Source organism: Terrabacter carboxydivorans (assembly GCF_039532035.1).
Lineage (GTDB): Bacteria > Actinomycetota > Actinomycetes > Actinomycetales > Dermatophilaceae > Terrabacter > Terrabacter carboxydivorans.
The window spans coordinates 223,246-249,248 of sequence record NZ_BAAARE010000005.1 but is presented as its reverse complement, the minus strand read 5'-3'; the positions used below and the strand labels follow the sequence as shown (position 1 = coordinate 249,248).

Sequence of the window (26,003 nt, the reverse complement as noted above, 5' to 3'; positions counted from 1 at the left end):
TAGAGTTTCGGCTGTCATAGCGAAGGGGAAACGCCCGGCTCCATTCCGAACCCGGAAGCTAAGCCCTTCAGCGCCGATGGTACTGCACTGGTGACGGTGTGGGAGAGTAGGACGCAGCCGGACACACTTTGTCAGAGCGCCCCAGACGGAACTTCATTCATCCGTTTGGGGCGCTCTTTCTTTTTGTGCTCGAAGACGCCAGAGGTGGCGCTGACCACGGTCGGCGCGGAAGGATGCAGAACATGAGTGACCAGGACGGCAACGACAGCCGAGGCGACCGCCGCGACCGCGACGGCGGCCAGCGAGGTGCGCACCGAGGCGGGGACGCCGACCGCAGCTCAGGCGCCCCACGTTCCGGGGCTCCGCGTTCCTCGGGACCCCGACGGGATGACCGTGGCGGGTACCGCTCCGATGACCGTCGCTCCAGCGGTGGCGGCAGCGACCGCGGTGGCTATCGCTCTGACGACCGTCGCTCCGGCGGCGGTGGCAGCGACCGTGGCGGGTACCGCTCCGATGACCGCCGCTCCAGCGGTGGCGGCAGCGACCGTGGCGGGTACCGCTCCGATGACCGTCGCTCCAGCGGTGGCGGCAGCGACCGTGGCGGGTACCGCTCTGACGACCGCCGCTCCAGCAGTGGCGGCAGCGACCGCGGTGGCTATCGCTCTGACGACCGCCGCTCCAGCGGTGGCGGCAGCGACCGCGGTGGCTATCGCTCTGACGACCGTCGCTCTACCGGTGGCAGCGACCGTGGCGGGTACCGCTCCGATGACCGTCGCTCTACCGGTGGCAGCGACCGTGGCGGGTACCGCTCGGACGATCGCCGCTCCACCGGTGGCAGCAACGACCGTGGCGGCTACCGCTCCGATGACCGTCGCTCCGGCGGTGGTGGCAGCGACCGTGGCGGCTACCGCTCCGATGACCGTCGCTCCGGCGGTGGTGGCAGCGACCGTGGCGGCTACCGCTCCGACGACCGCCGCTCGGGGGCCGGTCGTGACGACCGCGGTCCTCGACGCTTCGAGGACCGCCCTCGTGGTGGCGCGGGTCGTCCCCAGGGCGAGGACCGCCGAGGCGGTCAGCGCCTGACGCCGAAGTCTCCGCGCAAGCCCGAGCCGGCGATCCGTGAGGGCGTCACCGGCCAGGAGGTGGACCGCGGAGTGAAGAACCAGCTGCGCACGCTCTCCAAGGAGAACGCCGAGGGCGTGGCCCAGCACCTCGTCATGGTCGCGGAGCTGCTCGACGTCGAGCCGGAGGCCGCCCTGGCCCACGCGGAGACCGCCGTGCGTCGTGCCGGTCGTGTGCCGGCGGCCCGGGAGTCGCTCGGTCTGGTGGCCTACCGCCTCGGTGACTGGGCTCGGGCGCTCGGGGAGTTCCGCACGGTGCGCCGGCTGTCGGGCTCGAGCCACCTGCTGCCCCTCATGGTCGACTGCGAGCGAGCGCTCGGGCGGCACGACAAGGCCCTCGAGCTCGCGCAGTCCGACGACGCGAACAACCTGGCCATCGACGACCGGGTCGAGCTCGCCATCGTGGTGTCGGGGATCCGGCGCGACCTCGGTCAGCTGGATGCCGCGGCTGCCGGTCTGAGCGACCTGGTGAAGCGGATCAACCCCAACCGTCCGTCGGCAGCGCGTCTCTACTACGCCTACGCCGACGCCAAGCTGGCCGCGGGTGACCTCGAGATCGCGCGTGACTGGTTCGCCCGTGCGGCTGACGCCGACCACGAGCTGACCACCGACGCGGCCGAGCGCCTCGAGGAGCTCGACGGCGTCGAGCTCACCGACCTGCTCGGCGACGAGGACGAGGACGAGAACGAGGACGGTCTCGACGACTCGACGGCCGACGACGCCGGCCACGACCGGGACTGAGCGCTGCCTCGAGCGGGCTCGACCATGCCGGTCGGGCCCGTTCGCCTTTCCCGGACCGTTTCGCGGCGCCGGCCTCACGCTGCGGCGCCCCTCCCGTCCCGCGGGACGGGAGTCCCTCCTCAGAGGTCAGGTCGTAGGGTCGTCCCGAAGGAGGTGCCTCGAGACGATGGCGACTGACGAGACCCTGATCGCAGGTTATGACGGGGTCGTGTGCGACCTCGACGGAGTGGTGTACCGCGGTGCGGATGCCGTGCCGGAGGCCGCGGACGCCCTTCAAGCCGTGGTGGCTCGTGGGGTGGGGGTCGTCTATGCCACGAACAACGCGTCGCGCGTCCCGGCCGAGGTGGCCGAACAGGTGGCCGCCCTCGGGGCTCCCGCTACGGCGGGCGACGTCGTCTCGAGCGCGCAGGCCGGGGCGGCCAGGCTCGCGGCAGAGCTCCAGCCTGGTTCGGCGGTGCTCGCCCTCGGAGGCGACGGCGTCGTCGAGGCGCTGGAGGCCGTCGGCCTCCAGCCTGTCGTCCCGGACGCCGACCAGCGCGAGCTCGATCGCGTGGCGGCCGTGCTCCAGGGCTACGGCAAGCAGCTGCGGGTGCGTGACTTCGAGACGGCCGCGCGACTGCTGTCGACCGGCCTGCCGTGGGTCGCGTCCAACGACGATGCGACCCTCCCGTTGCCGTGGGGCCAGTCGCCCGGCAACGGCGCCTACATCGACCTCTTGGCGGGGGCACTGAGGCGTCGCCCCGATGTCGTCGGGAAGCCGCACCCCCCGCTCTACCGGCTGGCCCTCGACCGTCTGGGAACAAAGTCGGCTCGGACTCTCGCGGTCGGGGACCGCCTAAGCACCGACATCGACGGCGCCGCGGCTGCGGGCATCGACTCGGCGTGGGTCCTGACCGGCGTCGACCGACCCAGTGACCTCGTGGCCGGCGAGGCGTCCCCCACGTACGTCCTGGGCTCGCTCGCAGACCTCCTGCTGCCGTATGCCGCGCCGACCCGTGACGCGGACGCGTGGCGTTGTGGGTCGGCAAGGGTCGTGATGGACGGCGACGACCTGCACCTCGAACCGGGCGACGCCGCCGCCGTCGAGGTCGTGCGTGCCGGACTGGCGGCCCTGCTCGCCCGCCGGGACGGCGGCGGTGCCAGGGACAGGCTCCGTGACGGTGCCGAGGAGCTCGACCGCCTGCTCGAGGCGGACACGCCCCGCGACCCGGGCTGAGCCGACGCGAGGGTGCGCCTGCCGAGGTGCGCCCCTTCGGTCGAGCCGGTGCCAAGGTGTGCCTGCAGGCTCTGGCTGAGCCGGCAGCCTGGCGCGCTCCGCGACCGGCGAGTCCCGGGGTCCTCGACGGTCACGCCTGGACCTCTCACCCCCCCCGTCGCTCAGCCCCCTCACGCGCTGACCCTTGCTCACCGTCACCCGTCGATGTCCGTCGTGCCCGACCCGGTAGCGTGACCGGAGCAGACCAACCAAGGGCGAGTCGCGGTCACCCACCCACGGGCAACCGCGGCAACCACGGGCACGGAGGCACGACATGAACGGCGAGACCGGCTCGGGATCCGAGGACCTCGGCACGGACCAGACGGCCCGGCTCGAGGAGCTTCTCGACGACGACCGCGAGCAGCACTTCGACGGCGAGGCGGAGGGACACGGTGAGGCGTCGCTCGGCGAGCAGGGCGAGAGCGTTGATGACCGAGAGCCGCACGGGGAGCCCGAGGCCGCTCCCGTGGTCGCCGTGCCGACGCCGCCCGTCACCGGCGACGAGGCGGTAGACGACGCGATGATGCGCCTCGCCGAGTCCCAGGCCGGGTCCTTCGCCGAGCGCATCGAGGCGGGCGAGCACGCCCACCGGAGCCTGCAGAGCCGCCTCGGCGGTCTCGGTGGGGCGTGACGCGTCGGCTTGACGTCGAGCTCGTCGCACGCGGTCTGGCGAGGTCGCGCACCCAGGCGCACGAGCTCGTCACCGCCGGAGTGGTCCTCGTCGACGGCAGGCCAGCACGCAAGCCCGCCCTGCCCGTCGAGGAGTCCTCGACCGTCGAGCTGACGCGGGAGCCGGACCGCTGGGTGGGGCGGGCGGCCCTCAAGCTGCTGCACGCCCTGGACACCTGGCCGATCAGGGTCGAGGGGCGACGCTGCCTCGACGTGGGTGCCAGCACGGGCGGTTTCACGCAGGTGCTGCTCGAGCGGGGCGCGGCCCACGTCACCGCGCTCGACGTCGGCCACGACCAGCTCGTCCACTCGATCGCCAGCGACCCTCGGGTGCGTGACCTGCCCGGCACCAACATCCGCGACGTCGACGCCGAAGGCCTCGGGGGAGCCTTCGACCTCGTCGTGTCGGACCTCAGCTTCATCTCGCTCGCCATCGCCCTGCCGGCCATGCGCCCGCTCGTCACCGACGACGGCGACCTGGTGGTGCTCGTCAAGCCGCAGTTCGAGGTGGGCCGCGAACGCCTCGGCCGCACCGGGGTGGTCACCTCGCCGCACGAGCGCCGGCGCGTCCTGCGGGAGGTGGCGGGTGTCGTCTCGGACCTGCACCTCAACCTGCACGGCGCGACCTCGAGTCCCATCGCGGGAGGGGACGGCAACCGGGAGTTCCTCTTCTGGATCGCTCCGAGACCTGTCCCGGGAGCACCGGTGACGGCGGTGGATGACATGCTGGAGGCCGTCGACCTGGAAGGACCCCCGTGACGCGTCGGATCCTGCTCGTGGCCCACCCCCGCCGCCCCGAGGCGCTGACGGTCGCCAAGGGTGTCGTCGAGCGCCTGACGCACCTCGGCATCGACGTGTCGCTCCAGGCCGACGAGGCCAAGGCCCTCGACCTCAAGGACAGCTCCCGCGTGCACATCGCCGCCGAGGAGCAGGTGGCCGAGGGCTGCGACCTCGTCGTCGTCCTCGGCGGTGACGGCACGATCCTGCGGGGCGCCGAGTTCGCGCGCAGCGTGGACGTGCCCCTGCTCGGCGTCAACCTCGGGCACGTCGGCTTCCTCGCCGAGGCCGAGCGCGACGACCTCGACGCCACGGTGGAGCACATCGCGCGCGACAACTACGCCGTGGAGGAGCGCATGACGCTCCACGTCGACGCCAAGCTGCACGGCGAACTCATCGCGAGCAGCTGGGCCCTCAACGAGGTGAGCGTCGAGAAGGCGTCGCGAGAGCGGATGCTCGAGGTCACGATCGAGGTCGACGGCCGGCCGCTGTCGAGCTGGGGCTGCGACGGCGTCATCGTCTCGACGCCGACGGGGTCGACCGCCTACGCATTCTCCGCCGGGGGACCGGTCGTGTGGCCCCAGGTGGAGGCGATCCTGCTCGTCCCCAGCGCCGCCCACGCCCTCTTCGCCCGGCCCCTCGTGCTCGGCCCCGACACCCACCTCGCCGTGGAGATCAAGGCGGCCACGGAGGGCGCCGGCGTCATGTGGTGCGACGGCCGTCGACACGTCGACCTTCCGCCGGGGGCGCGTATCGAGGTCTGTCGTGGACTGCGTCCCCTTCGACTCGCCCGGCTCACGAGCGCACCCTTCACCGACCGCCTCGTCGCGAAGTTCGACCTGTCCGTCGCCGGCTGGCGCGGCAACGGCGACGGTGTCGCCCCGGTGGACGAGGTCACGGGCGGTGCGGGTGCCCGGCCCTAAGGTGGTCCCGTGTTCAGCCAGATGAGGATTCGCGGCGTCGGCGTCATCGACGATGCCGTCCTCGACCTCAGCCCCGGGCTCAACGTCCTCACCGGCGAGACGGGCGCCGGCAAGACGATGGTCGTCTCGGGCCTCGGCCTGCTGCTGGGGGAGCGCGCCGACTCCGGCCTCGTGCGCACCGGCTCGTCCTCGGCCCTGGTCGAGGGCGTCGTCCAGCTGCCGCTCGACCACCCGGCCCTCGTCCGGGCCGACGAGGCCGGCGCCGACCACGAGGACGGCGAGCTCGTCATCGCGCGCACCATCGCCGCCGCCGGCCGGTCACGGGCTCACGTCGGCGGTCGCACGGCTCCGGTCTCGGTGCTCGCCGAGCTCGGACAGCTGCTCGTGGCCGTGCACGGCCAGGCCGACCAGTGGCGTCTCAAGCAGGGCGACGCCCACCGCGAGGTCCTCGACGACTTCGGCGGTCCCGAGCTCGCGGCCCTCCGCGGCCGCGTGGCCGAGCTCCACGACCGGTGGCGCGACACCGCCCGCGAGCACGCCCGCCTGGTGTCCGAGGCCCGCGAGCGCGCCCGCGAGATCGACTCCCTGACGGCCTCGCTCGAGGAAATCGAGGCCGTCGACCCGCAGCCGGGCGAGGATGCCGCGCTCCGCGCGGAGGACGAGCGGCTCGCCCACGCCGACACCCTTCGGCTCGCGGCGGCCCAGGCACTCGCCGACCTCAGCGGCGACGACTATGCCGCCGAGCCCAGCCCCAACGTGCGTGACCTCATCGGCGCCGCTCGTGCGTCGCTGGCCCCTGCGACGGCCCATGACCAGGCACTCGCCGGCCTCGACGAGCGGCTGCACGAGGTGGGCACCCTCGTCACGGACCTCTCCGCCGACCTCACGGCATACCTCCAGGACGTCGACCTCGACCCGGAGCGCCTCGGCTACGTCCAGGAGCGGCGGGCGGCTCTCGGGGTGCTCACGCGCAAGTACGGCGAGACCGTCGACGAGGTGCTCGAGTGGTCCGGCCGCGGCGCGGCCCGGCTCGACGAGCTTGTGACCGCCGACGACCGCGTCGGGCAGCTCGGCGAGGAGGTGGCGCAGCTGGAGGCGTCGGTCGTGGCTGCGGCCCTGGCCCTGTCCGACGCCAGACGTGCTGCCGGCGAGGACTTCGGTGTGCGGGTGTCCGAGGAGCTGACCCACCTCGCGATGGGCAAGGCGGTCGTGCACGTCGAGCTCGGCCGCCGCGCCGACCCCGAGGGCGTCGCCCTGCCGGACGGACAGCGTGTCCGGATCTCCCGGCACGGCATCGACGACGTCGAGATCCTGCTCGCCGCCAACCCCGGTGCCACCCCCCGCAGCGTCGCTCGCGCGGCGTCCGGCGGAGAGCTGTCGCGCGTCATGCTCGCGCTCGAGGTGGTGGGCTCCCGCAGCCCGTCCGGCGAGGCTCCGGCCGGGCCGCCCACGTTCGTCTTCGACGAGGTGGACGCAGGCGTCGGTGGTCGTGCAGCGCTCGACGTCGGCGCGCGCCTCGCAGCCCTCGCCGAGCACGCACAGGTCATCGTCGTCACCCACCTCGCCCAGGTCGCGGCCTTCGCCGACCGGCACCTCGTGGTGCACAAGGCCGACGACGGCCGCATCACCTCGAGCAGCGTGTCGGTCGTCGAGGGGGACGCCCGGCTGCGCGAGCTCTCGCGGATGATGGGCGGCGACCCCGACTCCGAGGCGGGTCTGGCGCACGCCGGCGACCTGCTCGAGCAGACGGGGAGCGCCCGAGTCGCCCAGCGATAGTGCCCCTCGGCCCGACACCACGGCGTCGCCGTCGGGACCGGGCACCCCACGACGTAGGACCTCGCCGGGCGGCGGACCGATGGGCCCCGGCCGGCGCCGACGTGGCACGATTGGGCCCATCATGGCCCTCTCCATCCGTCGGCGGTCCCATCCGGGGGACTCCGGTCCCGGCGTCACCGGCAACGCGCGCGTCGACCGGCGGACCAAGACGCTGACCAAGCGGCTGCAGCCCGGTGACATCGCCGTCATCGACCACTCCGACCTCGACAAGGTCAGCGCGGACGCTCTGGTCGCGAAGCGCCCGGCAGCCGTGGTCAACGCCAGCGCCTCGATCAGCGGGCGCTACCCCAACCTCGGCCCCCAGATCCTCGTCGAGGGCGGCATCCCGGTGCTGGACGCCGCCGGTCCGCAGGTCATGGCCCTCGTCGACGGACAGCCGCTGCGACTCTCGGGTGACGACCTCTGGTCGGGGGAGACCAAGGTGGCCACGGGCACCCTCCTCGACGCGGAGACCGTGCAGGCCCAGATGCACGAGGCGCGGGCCGGCCTCGCCGTGCAGATCGAGGCCTTCGCGACCAACACGATGGAGTTCATCCGCAAGGAGCGCGACCTGCTCCTCGACGGCGTCGGCGTGCCGCCGATCACGACCGAGATCGACGGGCGGCACTGCCTCATCGTGGTGCGCGGCTACCACTACCGCGAGGACCTCGTGGCCCTGCGCCCCTACATCCGGGAGTACCGGCCCATCCTCGTCGGCGTCGACGGTGGCGCCGACGCGATCCTCGAGTCCGGTCACAAGCCCGACCTCATCGTCGGCGACATGGACTCGGTCTCCGACAAGGCCCTGCGCTGCGGGGCCGAGATCGTCGTGCACGCCTACCGCGACGGGCGGGCGCCGGGACTGGCCCGCGTCGAGGCGCTCGGCATCACCCCGGTGGTGTTCCCCGCGGCCGGCACGAGCGAGGACGTCGCGATGCTCCTCGCGGACGACTCCGGCGCCGAGCTCATCGTCGCTGTCGGCACCCACGTCACGCTCGTCGAGTTCCTCGACAAGGGACGCGACGGCCAGGCCTCGACCTTCCTGACCCGGCTGCGCGTCGGCGGCAAGCTCGTCGACGCCAAGGGGGTCAGCCAGCTCTACCGGGCCCGCATCCCGGGCCGACTGCTCGTCACGATGCTGCTCGTCGGCATGCTCGCCTTCTTCGCGGCGCTGGCCTCCACCCCTGCCGGTCAGGCGTGGCTCCAGGTCCTCGCCGCCCGGTGGGACGACCTCTGGACCGCCATCGTTGGGATCTTCACGTGATCGACTTCCGCTACCACCTCGTCTCGATCATCTCGGTGTTCCTCGCGCTCGCCGTGGGCATCGTCCTCGGTGCGGGGCCGCTGCAGGCCAACATCGGCGACCAGCTGAGCGACCAGGTGGCCGCGCTGCGCACGGAGAAGCAGGCGCTCAACGACAAGCTGACCGTGAGCGAGAAGCTCGTGGACGCCTCCGACGAGTACGCCGCTGCCGTGCAGCCGCGGGTCGTCCGTGGACGGCTGACGGGTCACCGCGTGGTCCTCGTCGTCCTGCCGTCGGCGGACGGGACCATGGTCACCAACCTCGAGACCGTGGTGCCCCAGAGCGGTGCGGCGCTGACCGCGACCGTCACGCTGAGCCCCGACTGGTTCGACCCGACCCAGTCCGCCGACCGCGGCCAGGCGGCCCGCGCCGCCGCGGCCGCGCTCGGTCTCGGTTCGACGGCGACCGGCGACGCCCTGCTGCTCCAGGTGTTCACCTACCTGACCGTCTCGACGAGCTCGACCAGCGCTGCGGGCGCCACCGGCACGCCCGCACAGCGCTCCGCCGCCCTCAAGGTGCTCGTCGACGCCAACCTGCTCGACAGCACCGCCGCCGACCTCGCGCCCTCGGACCTCGCCGTCGTCGTCTCCGGCGACTACGCCGGCTCGGACGCCGTCGTCTCGGCCCGGTCCGACGCCGTCCGGTCGCTCGTCACCTCCCTCGCCGGAGCCTCACGAGCCACCGTCGTCGCCGGCGGTGAGACGGTCGCCGCAGCCGGCCAGGCCGTCACCTCCAACGCGGTGCAGGCGGTCCGCGAGAAGTCGGACACGGCCCAGATCGTCTCGACGGTCGACCACGCGCGGGCCGGTGAGGGTCCGGCGACCGTGGTGCTCGCGGTCGAGGGCGCCCTCGACGAGAAGATCGGTCACTACGGCGTGTCCGCCGGCGCGACCGACAAGGTCCCGCGGGTGCTTCCGTGACCCCGAGCCCGCGGCGCCGAGGGTTCGGACGCTCGGCGCGACGCGCGTCGTCCTCCGTGGCCTCGGACAAGGCAGGTCTGCCCGCCTCGCAGCGGCCACTCCGGCCACTCCGGCCACCACGGTCATCCACCTCGCTCGTCCCGATGGTCGGGTCCGCGGTGGCGTCCTGGGCCCTGCTCCGGGCCGGTCGGCGACTCCCGGCGGGAGTCCGGTCGCCGTGGGAGCGCACCAACCACGCCGGGGCCGCCGTCACCCTTCTCGAGGGGCCGGCCTGGGTCGCCGGTGCCGTCGTCGGGCTCGGCGCTGGAGCCCTCGCCGACACCGTGGCGGCCCGGACCGTCGCACCGGCCCCGTCCAGGTCCCGCGTGCGGCGAGCCGGCCGGGACGCCCGAGCGGCGGTCGTCGTGGCCCTGGCCTCCGGCGCCCTCGGTGCCCTCGACGACCTGGCCGGTGGAGGCGCCGACAAGGGGCTGAAGGGCCACCTGCGGGCGCTGGCCCGCGGGAAGGTCACGACCGGTGCCGTCAAGATCGTGGGGCTCGGGGTCACCGGCCTCGTCGGTGCCGCGCTCGTGGACTCGGGCGGTGCTCGCCGCCCACCACGGAGCCCGAGCTCCCGCACAGTCGAGCTGGTGTCCACCCTCGTCGGCGGAGCAGTGGTCGCGGGCGCCGCCAACGCCGTCAACCTCTTCGACCTCCGCCCCGGGCGAGCCCTCAAGGTCACGCTCGCGGTGGGACTGCCGATGGTCGCTGCCGGCGGCCCGGCAGCAGCGGCAGTCGGGTCGTCAGTCGGCGTCATCCGGGACGATCTGCGCGCCACGGCGATGCTCGGCGACACGGGCGCCAATGCCGCCGGTGCGCTGCTCGGGCTCGCCCTCGTCGCACGCGCGGGACTGCTCGGCAGGGCCGTTGCCCTGACCGGCCTGGCGGCACTGACCCTGGCGTCCGAACGCGTCAGCTTCACGCAGGTGATCGAGGGCCACCCGGTCCTGCGCTCGCTCGACGAGTGGGGCCGGGGGCGCCGGTGACCGCCCCCGACGCCACGAAGCCGTCGCTCTCGCGCCGGGGCCTGTTCGCCGCGGCCGGCACCATCGCATTGATCACCCTCGTCGCCCGCGTCGTCGGCTTCGGACGCTGGTTCGTCTTCTCGCACTCCGTGGGTGCGACGTGCGTCGGCAGCGTCTACCAGTCGGTCAACGCCGTGCCCAACGTGCTCTTCGAGATCGCAGCCGGGGGAGTGCTCGCCGCCGTGGCCGTACCCCTCGTCGCCGGGGCCCTGGCCCGAGGGGACCGTGCCGACGCCGACACGACCGCCTCGGCGCTGCTCACGTGGGCGGTGGCCGTGCTCGTGCCCCTCGGGGTGGTCGTCGCGGTCGCGGCACGTCCTATCGCCGCGTCCCTCCTCGGCACCGGGTGCGCCGGCGAGGTCGACCTCGGTGCTGAGCTGCTGCGGATCTTCGCGATCCAGGTCCCGCTCTACGGCGTCGCGATCGTGATGGCCGGAGTGCTGCAGGCGCACCACCGGTTCGTCGGTGCCGCGGTGGCGCCGTTGCTCTCGAGCGTCGTCGTCATCGCGACCTACCTCGCCTACCGTGCGCTGGCCGGTGACCCCGCCGCCGAGATCGACCGGGTGCCACCCGAGGCGCTCGTCGTGCTCGGTGTCGGCACGACCCTCGGGGTGGTGGCGCTCGCGCTGCCGCTCCTGGTGCCGGTGCGTCGAGCCGGCGTGCGGCTGCGGCCGCGCCTGCGTTTCCCCGCGGGTGTCGGCGGTCGTGTGCGGCTGCTCGCCGCCTCCGGTCTCGTCGCCGTCGCCGGTCAGCAGGTCGCGACCCTCGTCGTCATCCGCCTCGCCAACGACCGCGGCGGCGCGGGCACCCTCAACGTCTACACCTACGCGCAGGCGGTCACCCTGCTCCCGTATGCCGTCCTCGCCGTCCCGCTCGCCACCGCCGCGTTCCCGTCGCTCGCCGGCGCCCACGCTGCACGCTCCGTACACGAGGAAGGCGCAGGTGCAGACGCCGTCCGTGAGCCGGACGCTCGCGCGGGCCGAGGTGGACAGCAACCCCGAGCCGCCGAGGCTGGGGCCGCCCGCACCGTCTCGGACCGGCTCCCGTCGGGGGAGCCTGGTCGGGAGCTCGACCGGGACCTCGGCGCCGACGGTGCGGCCTCGCGCGCGGTCCCGGACCGGCTCCCGTCGGGGGAGCCTGGTCGGGAGGCCGGCCGGGACCTCGCCGCCGCGACGCTGCGCCGGGCCTGGCTAGCGACCCTCGTCGTGACCCTCCTCGGTGCGGCGACGCTCGTCGCGGTCGCCATCCCGGTCGGTGCCTTCTTCAGCGCGCTCGACGCGGGGGCCGCCTCCGACGCCTCGCTCGAGACGCTGGTCACGATGGGCGACGCCGTGACGCTCTTCGCCCCGTCGGTCGTCGCTCTCGGCGTCATCGGTCTGCTGTCCAGGGCGTCCTACGTTCGCGGTTCGCCGCTCGTGGCCGGCGCGATCGCGGCAGCGGGCTGGCTCGCCACCGTCGTCCTGCCTCTTGCCGTGCTCGACCCGGCGGGTGCCGGCGGCCCGGACACCCTGCGGGCGCTGGCCGGCGGCTCCAGCGTCGGGCTCGCCGTCGGGGCCGTCCTGCTCGTCGTGCTCGTCGGACGCACCTGGGGCTGGCACGCGCTCGCCCTTCCGGCGCGACCGCTCGTGGCGGCCCTGGTCGGGTCCGCGGCGGGTGCCCTGGCCGGCCGCGGCGTCGCGTCGTGGCTCTCGCTCCGGGGCGTCGGGCAGTCGATGGCCTCGAGCCTCGCCGTGGGGCTCGGCGTCGGCGTGCTGGCCCTGGTGGTCATGCTGGGTCTCACCGTCGCGATCGACCCGTCCGTCCTGACTCGCGTGCGTCGCGGGCGCCGGGACCCCGCGACGGCGGACGTGGTGGCGTGAGGGTGCCCATGGTGCTCGGCGTCGGCGTGCTGGCCCTGGTGGTCATGCTGGGTCTCACCGTCGCGACCGACCCGTCCGTCCTGACGCGGGTGCGACGCGGGCGCCACGACCCCACGACGGGGGACGTGGTCGCATGAGGGTGCTCATGGTGCTCGGCCGGTCCGCCGGAGGAGTCGGGGCGCACGTCGACACCCTCGTGACCGGCCTGCGCGAGCTGGGCCACGACGTCCAGATCGTGACGGCGGACTCCACGGCCTGCACGTTCGGCTGGCCCGACGCCCACCGCCTCTGGCCGGTCCACGGCGGTGCCCGCGCTCCCCGCGGGCTCGTGGACTGGCACCGGGTGATGCGCCTTGCCGGCACGGTCGACGTCGTGCACGCGCACGGGCACCAGGCCGCCGTCGTCGCGGCCGTCGCGGTGGCACGCGCCCGACCCCGCCCCCGCCTCGTCGTCTCGCTCCACAACGACCTGCCGCCGGTCCCGTCGACGGCCGGCGGCCGGGCCCGGGACGCGGTCGTGCGCCGCCTCGTCGGCTGGGCCCTGCGCCGGGCCGACCTCGTCACCGGGGCGAGCACCGACCTCGTCGAGCTCGCACGGGCCCTCGGGGCGCGCCGCGCCGAGCCGGCCCTCGTGCCCTCGCCCGCCGTCGGCGGACTCCTCCGGTCCGAACCCCTCGGGCTCCCGGAGCGCAACCCCTTCCTGGTCGCAGCCGGTGTGCCGACCGACCGGCCGCTCGTCCTCAGCGTCTCGCGCATCGCCCCGCAGAAGGACCTGCCGACCCTGCTCGGGGCCGCCCGCCTCTCCCGGGTCCCAGCGGCCTGGGTCGTCGTCGGTGACGGCGACGAGCGGCTGCGCACCCGCCTCGAGGACGAGGCGGACGGCATACGCCCGCCCGGTGGGGACGGCCCGGTCGTGCGGTTCGTGGGAGCCCGTACCGACGTGGCCACGTGGCTGCGGGCGGCGGACCTCTTCGTCCTGACGAGCCGGTGGGAGGCCCGCGCGCTCGTCGTCCAGGAGGCCATGGCTGCGGGTGTGCCCGTCGTGGTCACGCGCACCGGTGGGCTGCCGGAGCTCGTCGGTGACGCGGGATCGCTTGTCGCCGTGGGGGACTCGCAGGCGGTGGCCGAGGCGGTCGACCGCCTCCTCGTCGAGCCGTCCACCCGGGCGCGTCAGGGCGCCGCCGGGCGTGCGGTCGCCGCGACGTGGAGCACCCCGGACGACGAGACGCGCCGATGGGTGGACCGCTACGCCACAGGCACCTCCGGGATGACGTAGACTCGAAGCCCGTGGTGGAAACGACGAAGCACATCTTTGTGACCGGGGGCGTTGCCTCCTCTCTCGGCAAGGGCCTCACGGCATCCAGCCTCGGACGACTTCTGCGATCGCGGGGCCTGCGGGTCACGATGCAGAAGCTCGACCCCTACATCAACGTCGACCCTGGGACGATGAACCCGTTCCAGCACGGCGAGGTCTTCGTGACCGACGACGGAGCTGAGACCGACCTCGACATCGGTCACTACGAGCGGTTCCTCGACGTCAACCTCGTCGGCAGCGCGAACGTGACGACCGGACAGGTCTACAACCACGTCATCGCCAAGGAGCGTCGGGGCGAGTACCTCGGCGACACCGTCCAGGTCATCCCGCACATCACCAACGAGATCGTCGCCCGCATGCGCGCCCTCGCCACCGGAGGTCCGGACGCGCCGGACGTCATCATCACCGAGATCGGTGGCACGGTCGGCGACATCGAGTCGCTGCCCTTCCTCGAGGCCGCCCGCCAGGTGCGCCACCTCATCGGCCGCGACAACAGCTTCTTCCTGCACGTCTCGCTCGTGCCCTACCTCGCCCCGAGCGGGGAGCTGAAGACCAAGCCGACCCAGCACTCCGTCGCCGCGCTGCGCCAGGTCGGCATCCAGCCCGACGGCCTCGTGCTGCGGGCGGACCGCGACATCCCGGACCCGATCAAGCGCAAGATCTCGCTCATGTGCGACGTCGACGTGACCGCGGTCGCGGCCTGCGTCGACGCCCCGAGCATCTACGACATCCCCAAGGTGCTGCACCGCGAGGGTCTCGACGCCTACGTCATCCGCCGCCTCGGCATGGGCTTCCGCGACGTCGACTGGACCGAGTGGGACCAGCTGCTCCAGCGGGTGCACGACCCCGAGCACGACATCGAGATCGCCCTCGTCGGCAAGTACATCGACCTGCCCGACGCCTACCTCTCCGTCACCGAGGCCCTGCGCGCCGGCGGCTTCCACCACGACGCCAAGGTCAACATCCGCTGGGTCGCCAGCGACGAGTGCCAGACCCCGGCCGGCGCCCAGAAGGCGCTCGGCGGTGTCGACGCCGTCCTCGTCCCCGGTGGCTTCGGCGTGCGCGGCATCGAGGGCAAGCTCGGCGCCCTGACGTGGGCCCGCGAGAAGCAGGTGCCCACCCTCGGCATCTGCCTCGGGCTGCAGTGCATGGTCATCGAGTACGCCCGCACCGTCCTCGGCAACGAGGACGCGAGCTCGACCGAGTTCGACCCCGACACCGAGCACCCCGTCATCGCGACGATGGAGGAGCAGAAGGCCTTCGTCGAGGGAGCCGGCGATCTCGGCGGCACGATGCGCCTCGGCCTCTACCCGGCGGCCCTCAAGGAGGGCAGCGTCATCCGCGCCGCCTACGGCAAGGCCGAGGTGCAGGAGCGCCACCGCCACCGCTACGAGGTGAACAACTCCTACCGCGCCGACCTCGAGAAGGCGGGCCTCGTCTTCTCCGGCACGTCACCGGACGGCACCCTCGTCGAGTTCGTCGAGCTGCCGAGCGACGTCCACCCGTACTACGTCTCGACGCAGGCGCACCCGGAGTTCCTGTCGCGCCCCAACCGCGCGCACCCGCTCTTCGCGGGCCTCGTCGGGGCGGCGCTCGAGCGCCAGCGCAGCGAGCGTCTCGTCGAGGTCGAGCGTCACCGCGCGGCCGCCGACGCCGGCTCAGTGGCCGATGAGCGTGCCGACGAGCAGGGCGGCGCGGGCGACGAGTACGCGACGGCGTCCGCTGCGGGCTCCGCCACGGACGCCGGCTGACTCGCCGGTGAGCCTCGACGCACCTCGCGGCACGGCAGCCGACCTCGTCGAGGAATGGACCGCCGAGCCGGTCCTGGAGTCGACGACGCCGTTCACCGGCATCATCTTCGACGTCGTGCGCGAGCGTGTCGACCTCGGTGCCGGGGGAGTGGTCACGCGGGACCTCGTGACCCACCCCGGCGCCGTCGCCGTGCTCGCCCTGCGCGAGCTGGACGGCGTCCCGCACGTGCTGATGATCCGGCAGTACCGCCACGCGAGCGGCGGTCACGTGTGGGAGCTGCCCGCCGGGCTGCTCGACGTCGACGGCGAGCCACCGTGGGAGGCCGCGGCACGTGAGCTGGCCGAGGAGGTCGACCTCACGGCCGGGGAGTGGCACGTGCTCGCCGACGACGTCACCTCACCCGGCGCCTTCCCCGAGACGGTGCGCATCTTCCTGGCCCGTCGCCTGCAGGAGGTGGCCGCTGCGGACGCCCACCAGCGCACCGCGGAGGAGCTGACCCTGCGCCCCCTCTGGGTCCCGCTCGACGACGCCGTGGACGCGGCGCTCGCTGGCCGCATCAGCAACTCGGCGACGCTCGTCGGGCTGCTGTCGGCGGCCCTGTCGCGCAGCCGCGGCTGGTCGACCCTGCGCCCGCACGACGCGCCGTGGCCGGCTCGTGAGGCGCAACGGGCCGCGAGGTCATGACGTCCGCCTTCGGCTCGGGGTCCGGCTCGGGGTCCGGCTCGGGGTCCGCGTCCGGGCCTGCGCCGTGCCCGTGCCGCCGGGGTGCCGGCGAGCCGGCGTATGCCGTGTGCTGCGGCCCGCTGCACCGGGGGGAGCGCGCGGCTGAGACGGCGCAGGAGCTCATGCGGTCGCGCTACGCGGCATTCGCCGTCGGCGACGCGGCCTACCTCGTTCGCACCTGGCACCCGAGCACCCGGCCGGAGCGTGTGGACCTCGACGCCGACACGTGCTGGACGGGTCTCACGGTGCTTCGCGCCGAGCGGGGCGGCACGGGCGACGAGGACGGCGTCGTCGAGTTCGTCGCGCGGTGGACCGAACCGTCAGCGGCAGCCGGGCGTCGTCGGGGCGAGCTGCACGAGGTCAGCCGCTTCGCCAGGCGGGCCGGCCGGTGGCTCTACGTCGACGGCGACCAGCGTTGAGTCCGGTGCCGGTGCCGCGGGACGCCCTGCCACTGCCGTGACCACCGGGCGCTGTTGGCCCATAGCCGGCGCGGGCATGCCCTCCGTGCCCGACCGGAGGCGCAGGACCGCGACGGCCACACCGGCGAGCAGCACGAGGCCACCGGCGAGCTCGAGCCCGCGCGGACGCTCGCCGAAAGCCACAGCAGCCGCGCCCATGCCGAAGACCGGGACGAGCATCGCGAACGGCGTCACCTTCGCCACCGGGTAGCGACCGAGGAGCGTGTTCCAGATGCCGTAGCCGACGAGGGAGGAGAGGTAGGCCGTGTACGCCGTCGAGGCGAGCGCCTGCCAGTGCAGGTGGCCGAGCGCCGTACCGATGGCGGCCGGACCCTCGAAGACGAGCGAGAGGGCGAGGGCCGGCACCGGGACGACGAGGCCCGACCAGACGGTCACCCCGAGCCCGGCGCCCCGGCCGGTGAGGGTCCCGGCCCGTCGCGTCAGCACGTTGCCGACGGCCCACGACACGGCGGCGAGGACGAGGACGACGAGCGGGAGCAGGGGAGCGGACAGGCCGCGACCGACCGCGATGGTGACCAGGCCGGCCCCGCCGAGCGCCACCCCAGCGCGCTGGCCCACCGACGGACGCTCGCGCAGCCAGAAGGCCGCGATGACGACGGTCAGCAGCACCTGCGCCTGCAGGACCAGCGATGACAGGCCCGGCGGCATGCCCAGGTGCAGGGACAGGTAGAGCAGGGCGAACTGCCCGAGGCTCGTGAACAGACCGATCAGGGCGAGGTCGCGCCACGGCAGGGCGGGCCGGCGCACGAGGAAGACCGCGGGGACGCAGACGACGACGAAGCGCACCGCGAGGAAGAGCAGCGGGGGCACCGAGTCGAGACCGGTGCGGATGGCGACGAAGTTCGTGCCCCAGAGCAGGGCGACGAGGACGGCGAGGGCGGTGTCACGGCGGCGCATGCCGACATCCTCGAGTCGGAGAACCATTCACGTCCAGCGAATGGTTGTTGCGCTCACTGTGTAGCATCGCTGCATGATCGATCCCGTGGCCCTCCGGTCCCTCGTCGCCGTCGAGGCCCACGGCTCCGTCGGCGCCGCTGCGGCCGCCCTCGACTACACCCCGAGCGCGGTGTCCCAGCAGATCAAGCGGCTCGAGACCCAGACGGGTGTCCAGCTGCTCGAGCGACAGGGCAGGGGGGTGCTGCTCACCGAGGCGGGCCGGACCCTGTCCGAATCGGCCCGCGACCTGCTCGCCCACATGGAGCGTCTGGAGTCCCGCCTGCACGGTGCCAGCGGCGAGACGGTCGGGACCGTGCGGCTCGCGACGTTCGCCACGGCATACCGAGGGGTGGTCGTGGGGGCCATCGGCCGACTCCGCTCCGTCGCTCCGGACGTGACCCTGGGGCCGGACGAGATCGACCCGTGGGACGCCGTGGACGCGGTGGCCGCCGGCACGCACGACCTCGCGCTCGTGCACAACTGGGAGCCGCTGCCGCTCGCGATCCCGGACCACCTCGAAGTGCGCGACCTCGGCCGTGACCGTGCCGACGTCCTCGTGCACGAGGACCACCCGCTCGCCGGGCGCGACAGCATCGGGGTCGCCGACGTGCTCGACGAGGAGTGGGCCAGCGTCGCCCCGGGCTCGATCTGCCACCAGTGGCTCCAGAAGATGTACACCGACGTCGGTCGCGCACCGCGGATCGCCCACGTGGCCCTCGAGTTCGCGACGCACGTCGCGCTCGTGTCGCAGGGGGAGGCCATCGCGCTCGTGCCCCGGCTCGGTCGGGGACCCCTGCCGGCCGGCGTGGTCGCGGTCCCCATCGTCGGCCCGGTGTCCGAGCGCACCGTGAGCCTCGTCTGGCGTCGCACCATGACGGCGAGCCCGGCGCTCGCGGTGACCGTGGAATGCCTTGCGGCAGAAGCCGCCCAGGACCTTCGGCCCCTCGCGGAGGAGTGACCGGAGGCGCGAATGCTCCGCGTCAGCGACCGGCCTGGAGGCTCAGCCCGGCGAGGATGAGGTCGAGGCCGGCGCGGAACTGCTCGGCGTCGTCGTGGTGTGCGAACTCGTCGACGACGTGGTGGACGAAGGGGAACTCGTCCGCGTCCAGGGCGCGCCACTGGGCGGCGTAGCGGGCGAGGTACTCGTCGCGGTCGACCTCGCCCGAGAGCACCGCCTCGGGTGCCTGCTGGCCCATGTCGGCGGCGGTGCCGACGACGAAGCCGACGATGGCCGAGACCGCGTGGAAGCTCTCACGCGGACCGAGCCCGAGCCGCAGCACCTGCTGCCCCAGCCGCTCGTAGAGGCGCAGGCCGTTGGGCTGCACTCCGGTGTCGCGCATGAAGTAGGCGCCGAGCCAGGGCCGCTCGACGATCGCGCCGAAGAGCGCCAGCGCGATGGTCCGGAGGTCGTCGACGGGGTCGCCCTCGCCGACGCCCTCGACGGCGACCAGGACGTCGGCCAGGACGTGGTCGGCCGCTCGGTCGAGCAGCTCGTCCTTGCTCGAGACGTACCAGTAGATGCTGGCGGCGCCCCCGCCGAGACGGGCTGCGAGGGCGCGGAAGGTCAGGGCCTGCTCGCCGCTCGTGTCGAGCAGGGCGACGGCCTCGGTGAGGACGGCTTCGAGGGAGTGTGAGGCCCGTCGGCGACCCGCTGCGGGGCTCTCGCGTCCGGCCCGAACCTCGCGGGACGGCCGAGCGGCGTGCTGTCGCTGGGGGCTCATGGGCCCATCCCATCACACGAGTGCCCGTCGGGGTTGCGTTCATCGAACGCCGTTCTATAATATCGAACAACGTTCGATAGTCGAACGGTGTTCGATAAAAGGAGGCGGCCCCATGACGACGACGATCACGGCGCCGACCCGCACCTACCCCTCGCTCCGCGCGGCGTGGATCCCGATGCTCGCGCTCTGTCTCGCCTTCTTCGTCGAGATGGTCGACAACACCCTCCTCACGATCGCGCTGCCGACGATCGGCCGTGACCTCGGCAGCGGCACCACGGCCCTCCAGTGGGTCACCGGCGCCTACTCGCTGACGTTCGGGGGACTGCTGCTCACCGCCGGCTCGGCCGCGGACCGGATCGGTCGGCGCCGGGTGCTCCTCTGGGGGCTCGCCAGCTTCGGGGCCGTCAGCCTCGCGGTCGCGGCGGTGACGACGGCCGGCGAGCTCATCGCCCTGCGCGCCGCCCTCGGGGTGGCGGCCGCAGCCATGGCACCGATCACCAACTCGCTCGTCTTCAGGCTCTTCGACGGCCAGGCCCTCCGCATGCGCGCGATGACGGTCATGATCGTCGTCGGGATGTCGGGCTTCGTCCTGGGGCCGCTGCTCGGCGGCACCGCGCTCGCCCACGTCCGGTGGGAGTGGCTCCTCCTCGTCAACGCCCCCATCGCCCTCGTCGCCTGGATCGGCGTGCGGATCGGCGTCCCCGCTGACCGCCCCCAGGACCTCACCGACGACCGGCTCGACCTGCCCGGAGCCGTGCTCAGCATCGCCACCATCGGGCTCGGCTGCTACGCCCTGACCAGTGGGGTCGAGCACGGCTGGGTGTCGGCCGCGACCGTCGGTGCGGTCGTCGGGGCCGGGCTCGCGCTCGTCGCCTTCGTGCGCCACGAGAGGCGCACCGCCTCGCCGATGCTCGACCTCGCCCTGTTCTCCGAGGGGACCGTGCGTGGTGCGGCCGTCGCCCAGGCAGGCACCTCGATCGCCATGGCCGGGGTCATGTTCGGCCTCATCCTGCACTTCCAGTACGCGTGGGGCTGGAGCCCCGTGCGGGCCGGGCTCGCCAACCTCCCGCTCATCGTCACGATGGTCCTCGCGACGCCGCTCTCGGAGTGGCTGGCCCGTCGCTTCGGTCACCGGGTCGCCTGCCTCGTCGGAGCCGCGCTGCTCACCCTCTCGCTTATCGGCCTGGCCTGGGGCGTCGGCCGCGGCTACCCGGCCATCGCGGCCGCCATGGTCGTCATGACCGTCGGCCTGCGGACCGTGATGACGATCTGTGCCGTGGCGCTCGTCGAGGCGATGCCCGCGAACAGGACCTCCATCGGCACCGCACTCAACGACACGGCCCAGGAGGTCGGCTCGAGCGTCGGCACCGCCGTCGTCGGCACCCTCGTGGCCGTGCTCGTGACAACGGTGCTGCCCGCCGGCACGTGGGGTCCCACCCTCGTCGCGTCCTTCGTCGGCGGCGAGCAGGTGACGTATGCCGTGCTGGCCCTCGTCGTCGGGGCCGTGGTCACGTGGGGTGCGCGCACCCTCACCGACTCCCGCAGCGTCGAGGAGCACGGGGCGCAGGAGGACCTCCCGCTCCCTGCCACCGCGGGAGGCACCGCCTAGGCCGCGCACCTCGGAACCGTCGCGCCCACGCGCTCGCGTCCCGCACCGGTCCGGTCCGGTCCGGTTGTCCTCGACGAGACCGGGGCCGCGCTGACGGGGCTACGCCGTGGGGGCGGCCCGCGGACGTGCCGCTGCGGCCTGCCGGTCGACGAACTCCTGCTGGCGGTGCGAGGGCTGGTCGAGCCGCAGGCGCCCGCGCAAGCGGCCGACCGGCCGCTCCACGAGCACCCAGGACAGCCACGACACGACGACCGCCGCCGCGATGAGCACGAGGTTGCGCGGCGTGGAGTGCTCGCCGAGCAGCAGGCTGTTGATGAACGTCTGGTGCCAGAGGTAGAGGGCGTAGCTGACCGTGCCGAAGAAGACCATGACGCGGGAGCCCACGACCTTCGAGTGACCCGACACGGCGGCATACACCAGCCAGACTCCCAGCACGGCGTAGACGGCTCCGAGAGGACGGAAGAGGGGGTGGTCGACCTCGATCCCGTGGCTGGGGAAGGCCGACACGGCCACCATGACGACGAAGGGCACGACCGGGTTCGCCGCCGGCAGCTCCCAGCCCCGCGCGCACACCTCGGCGAGCGCGAAGGCGAGGCCCACCCCGAGCAGCAGGGCGAACGCGTTGGTCTCGGTCGAGATGTCGAGGCGGATCGCGGCGCCGACGGTCCACACCGAGTAGAAGGTCGCGAGCGCGGCCAGGCTGAGCACGACGGCGAGCGCCCGGCTGCGCCACCACGTCATGAGGCCGATGAACAGGGCGGGCCACACGACGTAGAACTGCTCCTCGACCGAGAGCGACCACAGGTGGTTGAGCACCCCGAGGTCGGTGCCGGAGATGCGCACCCAGTTGCCGACGTAGAAGAGCGAGGCCAGGGCCGCCGTGGGGTAGGTCGACAGCCGGTCGTCACCCGTGGCCCACAGCACGACCGGGGCGAGCGCGAGCAGGAGCACCAGCGCGGGGAGCAGTCGTAGCGCTCGACGCCCCCAGAACCGCCACAGGCTGATCGACCCCCACCGAGCCCACTCGCGCAGCAACAGGCTCGTGATGAGGTAGCCGGACAGCACGAAGAAGAGCGTCACGCCCGACAGGCCGCCCCAGCGCACGGGAAGGCCGGAGTGCGCGGCGACGACGAGGAGGATCGCGAGTCCTCGGACGCCGTCGAGGTCGCGGTTGCGGGAGTGCTGCACGGCAAAGAGCCTAGGTGCAGGCGGTCTAGGATTGGTCCTCGGTGCCCGCGACCCGACCGTGGTCCGGGTGCCCCGCTCGCCCCAGGCGGCCCCGCGGCCGCCCGAAACCCGTCCCGGAAGGACCCTCCGTGCTCCGCACTCACGAGGCCGGCACACTCCGTGCCGACCACGCAGGCCAGACCGTCACCCTCACCGGCTGGGTGGCGCGGCGTCGAGACCACGGCGGTGTCGCCTTCCTCGACCTGCGCGACGCCTCCGGCGTGGCCCAGGTCGTGGCCCGCGACGAGGTCCTCGCCGAGGGTGGCGCGCACGACGTGCGCAACGAGTACTGCGTCAAGGTGACCGGCGAGGTGCGCACCCGCCCCGAGGGCAACGCCAACCCCGACCTGCCGACCGGCGAGATCGAGGTCATCGTCAGCGAGCTCGAGGTGCTCAACCCCGCGGCGCCGCTGCCCTTCCAGATCGACGAGCGCGTCACCGTCGGCGAGGAGGCCCGCCTCAAGCACCGCTACCTCGACCTGCGCCGCCCCGGCGCCAGCTCCGCCGGTGCCGCCATCCGCCTGCGCTCCAAGGTCAACGCCGCGGCGCGCGCGGTCCTCGGCGCCCGCGACTTCGTCGAGATCGAGACCCCGACCCTGACGCGCTCGACCCCCGAGGGCGCGCGCGACTTCCTCGTCCCGGCCCGCCTCGCGCCCGGCTCCTGGTACGCCCTCCCGCAGAGCCCGCAGCTGTTCAAGCAGCTGCTCATGGTCGCCGGCATGGAGCGCTACTACCAGATCGCCCGCTGCTACCGCGACGAGGACTTCCGTGCCGACCGCCAGCCGGAGTTCACCCAGCTCGACATCGAGATGAGCTTCGTCGACCAGGACGACGTCATCGAGCTCGGCGAGTCGATCATCGCGGCGCTGTGGCGCCTCATCGGGGTCGAGCTCGACGCACCGTTCCAGCGGATGACCTACCACGAGGCCATGGCCCGCTACGGCTCGGACAAGCCCGACCTGCGCTTCGGCAACGAGCTCGTCGAGTGCACCGACTACTTCAAGGACACGACCTTCCGCGTCTTCCAGTCCGACTACGTCGGGGCCGTCGTCATGCCGGGTGGCGCGAGCCAGCCGCGCAAGCAGCTCGACGCCTGGCAGGAGTGGGCCAAGCAGCGCGGCGCCCGCGGCCTCGCCTACGTCCTCGTCCAGGAGGACGGCCAGCTCGGCGGCCCGGTCGCCAAGAACCTCACCGACGCCGAGCGCGACGGTCTCGCGGCGCACGTCGGGGCCGAGCCCGGCGACTGCATCTTCTTCGCCGCCGGTGCGGCCAAGCCCTCGCGCGCCCTCCTCGGGGCCGCCCGCCTCGAGATCGGTCGCCGCTGCGGCCTTATCGACGAGGACGCCTGGAGCTTCCTCTGGGTCGTCGACGCCCCGCTCTTCGAGCCCGCTGCCGACGCCGTCGCCTCCGGGGACGTCGCCGTCGGTGCCGGCGCGTGGACGGCCGTCCACCACGCCTTCACCTCGCCCAAGCCGGAGTTCCTCGACACGTTCGACACCGACCCCGGTCCCGCTCTCGCCTACGCCTACGACATCGTCTGCAACGGCAACGAGATCGGTGGCGGCTCGATCCGTATCCACCAGCGCGACGTCCAGGAGCGGGTCTTCAAGGTCATGGGCCTGTCGGAGGAGGACGCGCAGGAGAAGTTCGGCTTCCTGCTCGAGGCGTTCGCCTTCGGCGCCCCGCCGCACGGCGGCATCGCACTCGGCTGGGACCGCATCGTCTCGCTGCTCGCGCACACCGACTCGATCCGCGACGTCATCGCCTTCCCGAAGTCGGGCGGCGGCTACGACCCGCTGACGGCCGCCCCCGCGCCGATCACCCCCGAGCAGCGCAAGGAGGCCGGGGTCGACGCCAAGCCCGCGGCCACCGCTCCCGCCCCGCAGGGCGCGCCCGAGGTCAGCCCCACCAGGAGCTGAGCCCGCTCGTCCCGACCGTGGAGGGTCGTCGTCACCGGGTGACGGCGACCCTCCACGCCGGTGAGGTCGATGGCGTATGCCGTCAGCAGCCCGGGTCTTTGCCCTACCTTGACCGGGCGGCTCCTAACGTGCGGAGACATGCGCCTGCGTCGAATGCGTCCCCTCCTCGCTGCGTCCGTGGGAGCCCTGCTCGTCGTCGGTGGCGCCTCGGCGTCCGTCGGGGCGTCCGCCGAAGTCTCTGCCGGGGGGTCCGGCCGGGCGTCGGCCGTTGCGGTCACGAGCAGCGCGACCCCGCCTGCGGAGTTCGGCAGCGACTGGGACGACCCCCGCACCCCAGAGCCGCCGGTCGCGGTGCCGAGCACGCGGCACTGCACCGTGCGCGTCGTCGACGCCGCGTTCGCCGACTTCGACGTGCACTCGCGGGACTACACCCCGCCGCCCGGGTGCGCCGGTCCGTGGTCGAAGGTCGTCATGCGGCTCGACGGCTCGGTGGCCGGCCGACAGTTCGACCGCATAGGCCACGTCGACGTCGGGGGAGTGCGGATGCTGACGCTCTCGACCCCCGAGCCCAGCGTCGACGGGATCCGTTGGCACGTCGAGAAGGACGTCACCGACCTGGCACCGCTGCTCGCCGACCCGCAGCAGGTGCAGGCCTACATCGGCAACGTCGTCGACGCCACCTACACCGGCGTCATCCACGTGACGGTCGACCTCGACTTCTACACGACCGGCCGCGGAGCCCCGGCGGCGCAGACCTCCGACGCCGTCCTCCCGCTGGCCGGCACGTCCCGCGACGGCACCGACCTCGTCGGGTCGCTGACCGTGCCGCGCAACTCGACCCGCCTGCTCGCCGACGTCTTCGCCACGGGGTCCGGCGGTGGCTGCGAGGAGTTCTGGGACACGAGCGCCCCTGCGAGCACGGGCTACTCGTGCCCGGACGGTCTGCCCTACCGCGAGGTCGACGTGCGCATCGACGGGCAGCTCGCCGGGATCGCGGCGCCCTACCCCGTCGTCTACACGGGCGGCTGGAGCAACCCCTTCCTCTGGTACGCCATCCCCTCGCCCAAGGCCTTCGACATCCCGCCGCTCGGCTACGACCTGACGCCGTTCCTGGCGCGCCTCGACGACGGCCGGCCGCACGACGTCCGGCTCTCGGTCGTCGGCCTGCCGCCGGGGCAGGACGGGTGGACGCTGGCACCCCGCTTCCGCGTCTGGCGCGACGCGGGTCGCGGCGTGGTGTCGGGGACGACGGACACGGCATACGCACCCGAGCCGGTCGTCACGAGCACGGTCACGGGGGCGGGCGACCGTGCCGGCCACGTCGACCTGCGGGCGACGCGGGAGCTGCGCGTGAGCGGGACGCTGTCGACGTCCCGAGGTCCGGTGACGACCACGGTCACGCGGACCCTGGGCAACACCTCGACGCACTCGTGGACCGACGACGAGGCCGACGACACCCTGCGGGCATCGTGGACCGACACCCAGTCGGTGGCCACGAGCCACGGCAACGGCACACCGACCGTCGAGCGGACGACGCACCGGTGGGACAAGGACGGGGTCCTGGGCTTCCACCCGCGCGCCGACATCGCGGGTGGCTACGACGTGACCGGTGACCTCGCGATCTCGTGGGAGCGCGCGAGCTCGACGACCCGCGGCGGGGCACGCCTGTCGAGCCGCACCGAGACCTCGTCCTTCGACGGTCGCGCCGCCTGGATCTACGGAGTGCCCCGGGACCAGCGGCACGCGACGGCCGACACCAGCGCCCGCTCGACCCTGACCGAGCGCAGCCCCGGACGGGTCGTGTCCTGGGAGCACCGCCTGCGTGCGGTCAACGGCACGTTCGTCACCGACATGGCCCGCTGAGGGGCGACGATG

24 protein-coding genes and 1 rRNA gene are annotated in these 26,003 nt (G+C 73.4%); 20 read left to right on the top strand and 5 right to left on the bottom strand.

Features of this window, described 5'->3' with window-relative positions; genetic code table 11:
* Window positions 1-6 precede the first annotated feature (6 nt).
* Window positions 7-123 (top strand): 5S ribosomal RNA (gene rrf / locus ABD297_RS07635).
* An 8-nt stretch (window positions 124-131) separates the two neighbouring features.
* Here the strand turns inward: rrf and ABD297_RS07630 are convergent.
* Window positions 132-314 carry a hypothetical protein gene (locus tag ABD297_RS07630; protein WP_344254248.1) on the bottom strand — a complete coding sequence of 61 codons (183 nt, stop codon included), beginning with the start codon at window positions 312-314 and terminating at the stop codon, window positions 132-134.
* A 24-nt stretch (window positions 315-338) separates the two neighbouring features.
* Window positions 339-1,211, bottom strand: a complete 873-nt coding sequence (locus ABD297_RS07625) for a hypothetical protein (RefSeq protein ID WP_344254247.1) — start codon at window positions 1,209-1,211, stop codon at window positions 339-341.
* Between ABD297_RS07625 and ABD297_RS07620 the strand changes: the two genes are divergently transcribed.
* The 15 genes from ABD297_RS07620 to ABD297_RS07550 all read left to right on the top strand — a co-directional run bounded on the left by ABD297_RS07620 (window position 1,155) and on the right by ABD297_RS07550 (window position 16,656).
* Complete coding sequence (locus ABD297_RS07620) at window positions 1,155-1,862, top strand: tetratricopeptide repeat protein (protein WP_344254245.1); 708 nt, start codon at window positions 1,155-1,157, stop codon at window positions 1,860-1,862. The two genes, ABD297_RS07625 and ABD297_RS07620, sit on opposite strands and share 57 nt — an antisense overlap.
* A 166-nt stretch (window positions 1,863-2,028) precedes the next feature.
* Complete coding sequence (locus ABD297_RS07615; protein WP_344254244.1) at window positions 2,029-3,078, top strand: HAD-IIA family hydrolase; 1,050 nt, start codon at window positions 2,029-2,031, stop codon at window positions 3,076-3,078.
* Between the two features lie 313 nt (window positions 3,079-3,391).
* Window positions 3,392-3,748 (top strand): hypothetical protein, encoded by a 357-nt coding sequence (locus tag ABD297_RS07610; protein ID WP_344254243.1) that lies wholly within the window; start codon window positions 3,392-3,394, stop codon window positions 3,746-3,748.
* A complete protein-coding gene (locus ABD297_RS07605) occupies window positions 3,745-4,545 on the top strand; it encodes a TlyA family RNA methyltransferase (protein ID WP_344254242.1) in 801 nt (266 codons plus the stop codon). Before ABD297_RS07610 ends, ABD297_RS07605 begins: the two co-directional genes overlap by 4 nt.
* On the top strand, window positions 4,542-5,486 hold the full coding sequence (locus ABD297_RS07600; protein ID WP_344254240.1) for an NAD kinase: 945 nt from the start codon (window positions 4,542-4,544) through the stop codon (window positions 5,484-5,486). Before ABD297_RS07605 ends, ABD297_RS07600 begins: the two co-directional genes overlap by 4 nt.
* 9 nt (window positions 5,487-5,495) lie before the next feature.
* Window positions 5,496-7,262: a DNA repair protein RecN gene (gene recN / locus ABD297_RS07595; protein WP_344254239.1), complete on the top strand. Its 1,767-nt coding sequence runs from the start codon at window positions 5,496-5,498 to the stop codon at window positions 7,260-7,262.
* 121 nt (window positions 7,263-7,383) lie between these two features.
* The gene (steA, locus tag ABD297_RS07590; RefSeq protein WP_344254238.1) at window positions 7,384-8,565 is read left to right on the top strand and encodes a putative cytokinetic ring protein SteA; all 1,182 of its coding nucleotides are present in this window, start codon (window positions 7,384-7,386) and stop codon (window positions 8,563-8,565) included.
* A complete protein-coding gene (locus ABD297_RS07585; protein ID WP_344254236.1) occupies window positions 8,562-9,524 on the top strand; it encodes a copper transporter in 963 nt (320 codons plus the stop codon). Before steA ends, ABD297_RS07585 begins: the two co-directional genes overlap by 4 nt.
* Window positions 9,525-9,667: 143 nt before the next feature.
* Window positions 9,668-10,549, top strand: a complete 882-nt coding sequence (locus ABD297_RS07580) for a hypothetical protein (RefSeq protein ID WP_344254235.1) — start codon at window positions 9,668-9,670, stop codon at window positions 10,547-10,549.
* The gene (gene murJ, locus ABD297_RS07575; RefSeq protein WP_344254234.1) at window positions 10,546-12,447 is read left to right on the top strand and encodes a murein biosynthesis integral membrane protein MurJ; all 1,902 of its coding nucleotides are present in this window, start codon (window positions 10,546-10,548) and stop codon (window positions 12,445-12,447) included. Before ABD297_RS07580 ends, murJ begins: the two co-directional genes overlap by 4 nt.
* On the top strand, window positions 12,444-12,584 hold the full coding sequence (locus tag ABD297_RS07570; RefSeq protein ID WP_344254233.1) for a hypothetical protein: 141 nt from the start codon (window positions 12,444-12,446) through the stop codon (window positions 12,582-12,584). The genes murJ and ABD297_RS07570 overlap by 4 nt, the downstream gene beginning before the upstream one ends.
* Complete coding sequence (locus ABD297_RS07565; RefSeq protein WP_344254232.1) at window positions 12,581-13,723, top strand: glycosyltransferase family 4 protein; 1,143 nt, start codon at window positions 12,581-12,583, stop codon at window positions 13,721-13,723. Before ABD297_RS07570 ends, ABD297_RS07565 begins: the two co-directional genes overlap by 4 nt.
* An 11-nt stretch (window positions 13,724-13,734) precedes the next feature.
* The gene (pyrG, locus tag ABD297_RS07560) at window positions 13,735-15,513 is read left to right on the top strand and encodes a CTP synthase (RefSeq protein WP_344254231.1); all 1,779 of its coding nucleotides are present in this window, start codon (window positions 13,735-13,737) and stop codon (window positions 15,511-15,513) included.
* A gap of 7 nt (window positions 15,514-15,520) precedes the next feature.
* Complete coding sequence (locus ABD297_RS07555; RefSeq protein WP_344254230.1) at window positions 15,521-16,198, top strand: NUDIX domain-containing protein; 678 nt, start codon at window positions 15,521-15,523, stop codon at window positions 16,196-16,198.
* Entirely contained in the window at window positions 16,195-16,656 is a 462-nt protein-coding gene (locus ABD297_RS07550; protein ID WP_344254229.1) for a YchJ family protein, read from the top strand. Before ABD297_RS07555 ends, ABD297_RS07550 begins: the two co-directional genes overlap by 4 nt.
* On the opposite strand, the gene ABD297_RS07545 is transcribed toward ABD297_RS07550, so the two are convergent.
* The gene (locus ABD297_RS07545; RefSeq protein ID WP_344254228.1) at window positions 16,558-17,613 is read right to left on the bottom strand and encodes an EamA family transporter; all 1,056 of its coding nucleotides are present in this window, start codon (window positions 17,611-17,613) and stop codon (window positions 16,558-16,560) included. The genes ABD297_RS07550 and ABD297_RS07545 overlap by 99 nt on opposite strands.
* 73 nt (window positions 17,614-17,686) lie before the next feature.
* Here ABD297_RS07545 and ABD297_RS07540 point away from each other — a divergent pair, with 73 nt between their 5' ends.
* Complete coding sequence (locus tag ABD297_RS07540; protein WP_344254227.1) at window positions 17,687-18,610, top strand: LysR family transcriptional regulator; 924 nt, start codon at window positions 17,687-17,689, stop codon at window positions 18,608-18,610.
* Window positions 18,611-18,632: 22 nt separating this feature from the next.
* Here ABD297_RS07540 and ABD297_RS07535 read toward each other — a convergent pair whose 3' ends face one another.
* On the bottom strand, window positions 18,633-19,373 hold the full coding sequence (locus ABD297_RS07535; RefSeq protein WP_344254226.1) for a TetR/AcrR family transcriptional regulator: 741 nt from the start codon (window positions 19,371-19,373) through the stop codon (window positions 18,633-18,635).
* Between the two features lie 112 nt (window positions 19,374-19,485).
* Between ABD297_RS07535 and ABD297_RS07530 the strand changes: the two genes are divergently transcribed.
* The gene (locus ABD297_RS07530; protein WP_344254225.1) at window positions 19,486-20,982 is read left to right on the top strand and encodes an MFS transporter; all 1,497 of its coding nucleotides are present in this window, start codon (window positions 19,486-19,488) and stop codon (window positions 20,980-20,982) included.
* A gap of 99 nt (window positions 20,983-21,081) precedes the next feature.
* On the opposite strand, the gene ABD297_RS07525 is transcribed toward ABD297_RS07530, so the two are convergent.
* Window positions 21,082-22,170 (bottom strand): acyltransferase family protein, encoded by a 1,089-nt coding sequence (locus ABD297_RS07525; RefSeq protein WP_344254224.1) that lies wholly within the window; start codon window positions 22,168-22,170, stop codon window positions 21,082-21,084.
* 128 nt (window positions 22,171-22,298) lie between these two features.
* On the opposite strand from ABD297_RS07525, the gene aspS reads away from it, so the two are divergent.
* Together aspS and ABD297_RS07515 are read left to right on the top strand one after the other, a co-directional pair.
* Window positions 22,299-24,128: an aspartate--tRNA ligase gene (aspS, locus tag ABD297_RS07520; RefSeq protein WP_344254223.1), complete on the top strand. Its 1,830-nt coding sequence runs from the start codon at window positions 22,299-22,301 to the stop codon at window positions 24,126-24,128.
* A 138-nt stretch (window positions 24,129-24,266) separates the two neighbouring features.
* Window positions 24,267-25,991, top strand: coding sequence for a peptide-N4-asparagine amidase (locus tag ABD297_RS07515; RefSeq protein ID WP_344254222.1), 1,725 nt, complete (start codon window positions 24,267-24,269; stop codon window positions 25,989-25,991).
* Window positions 25,992-26,003: the final 12 nt, after the last annotated feature.